2 protein-coding genes are annotated in these 2,077 nt (G+C 38.9%); one reads left to right on the top strand and one right to left on the bottom strand.

Translation table 11 applies throughout. From position 1 onward, the window contains the following. A partial coding sequence (locus CXF82_RS01270; protein WP_145991632.1) for a sodium:solute symporter family transporter occupies nucleotides 1-884 on the bottom strand: 884 nt, incomplete at its 3' end. Nucleotides 885-1,785: 901 nt separating this feature from the next. Here CXF82_RS01270 and CXF82_RS01265 point away from each other — a divergent pair. After that, the coding region (locus CXF82_RS01265) for a hypothetical protein (RefSeq protein WP_102043542.1) at nucleotides 1,786-2,077 on the top strand (292 nt) is incomplete at its 3' end.

The raw sequence follows: 2,077 nt of genomic DNA, 5'->3' as shown, positions 1-2,077 counted from the left end.
CGAGTATAAGCCACCCCCGTCAAGCCTGTCGCTAATGCGCCAATGATGGTGACTATCATCCAACTCATACCGATACGTCGAGCTTTTTTAATATTTTTAACGGAGTCTATGGCCATAAACCTAACAATAATATGAGGCTGACCAAAATAGCCAAGTCCCCATGCCAAGCTAGACAGTAAAGAAACCATGGTTAAATCAGATAAGCTTTCACTAAAGGAAGGAATCGTCTCAAGAGAATAGCTCATCATACTTGATGGACTATCAAAATTCGTGTAAGCAACAGCAGGGACTAAAATAAGGGCGATAAACATAATCACACCTTGTACAAAGTCAGTCATGCTTACGGCTAAAAAGCCCCCCATCAAGGTATAAGCAACCACCACCAGCATGGTAATCACCACACCGGTTTGATAGTTCATTGCAAACGCGGTTTCAAATAACTTACCACCACCGACAAGACCTGCAGAGGTATATAAGGTAAAAAATATGATGATGACGACAGCTGAAATCAGACGAATAACGCCATTTTCTTTATCGAACCGTTTACCAAAAAAATCTGGCAGAGTTAAAGAGTCATTGGTTGTTTCTGTGTACAAACGCAATTTAGGCGCAACAAGTTTGTAGTTTGCCCATGCGCCAACCACTAAGCCTAGTGCAACCCAAATAGTATCAAAACCTGAAACAAAAATGGCGCCGGGTAAACCCATTAGCATCCAACCACTCATATCAGATGCACCTGCAGATAATGCAGTCACTTGAGGACTCACTTGTCTGCCACCCAACATATATTCGGAAAGATTTGAAGTAGATGTTTTAGCGGCATAGATACCGATACCTAACATGAGTACAAAATAAATCCCTAATGAAAGATAGGTATATTCCATTACTTAGACGCCTTAATGATTTTTGTTAGCGGATAAAAAATATAAGTACTAAGAATTAACCATAAACATAGCAATCCCACTGTATGTTTTGCTATTTCAACTGAACGTGTTGTAAATTTTTGCAGATAACGGGGGCTGTCGCATGAACGGATTTCGCCTTGCATTTAATTCTACCTCTAATGATTAGTGATCTAACCATTATGTTATAGACTTATTACACTAATATCAACCGGCCAAAGTTAAATCACTGTTTTACAAGACCTTAATGTTTAGGCGATTTCTCAGAATGAAAATAAATCATTTTATTCAATGCTATCATTAAGTGAGGGGTAGTTGTTAAAATGAAAAACACTTAGTATTCGACAAGAAATACTGCCAATACCAAGCGCAATAATTTTGCAGGTCACTCCGCGAAATTTAAATCACGTTAATCAAAACAAAGGCTTGAAGTCAGGGTAAGATCACGAGGTTTTACCTTGACTTAAGTTTGTGACCTTATACTTCTTTATGATAAGAAGTATAAGGTCACATGTCGCAAATACCGCTCTTCAAGTACTTTTCAAATATCGATGACCCTCGCCAGCAAGGCTAAAGTGGGACATATGCTCTTTGATATTCTATTTCTTGATCAGTGCAGTGATCGCAGGTAGCCAAGGTTGGGAGGACATTAAGGACTTCACACACGAGCGATTGGATTGACTGCGTCAATTTGTCCCTTTTAAGAACGGTATTCCTAAACATGACACGATAGCGATCAGCAAGATCGATATGGTTAAGTTTCAATCATCCTTCTCTCTATGGATGAAAGATTGTTATCTATACACCCTTAATAGGCTAGATTTATATAATGTGCTTTTTGATTTCATCGCCATCAACGGCTTGCTTTATTTGGGGGGGATATATGCGCCAGATCAACGTCGATTGGTTCAGACTATTTCGCTACTCATTATTATTCATAGCCTTTAGCGCTGTTGTGACGATAGTAATGCTGCTTTACTTTTCAACTAGTCTTGATGAAGCTTTGCGTAAAGGCTTAATGCTAACGCTAGAGGAGCTAGAGATAAGCTTCGAGTTGAGCTTAACCCTGTTTATTTACATTAGTTTTCCGCTATTGCTGTTTCGATTTATGTACTATTTTTCAAAAATGCTGTATCGAGGAAGACTGGAAGGCGTGTCAATGATCAGCTATAAAA

It is taken from the genome of Shewanella sp. GutDb-MelDb, from assembly GCF_002836075.1.
Classification (GTDB): domain Bacteria; phylum Pseudomonadota; class Gammaproteobacteria; order Enterobacterales; family Shewanellaceae; genus Shewanella.
Note: the sequence above shows the minus strand (reverse complement) of the source record. Positions and strands in the feature narration are given on the sequence as shown.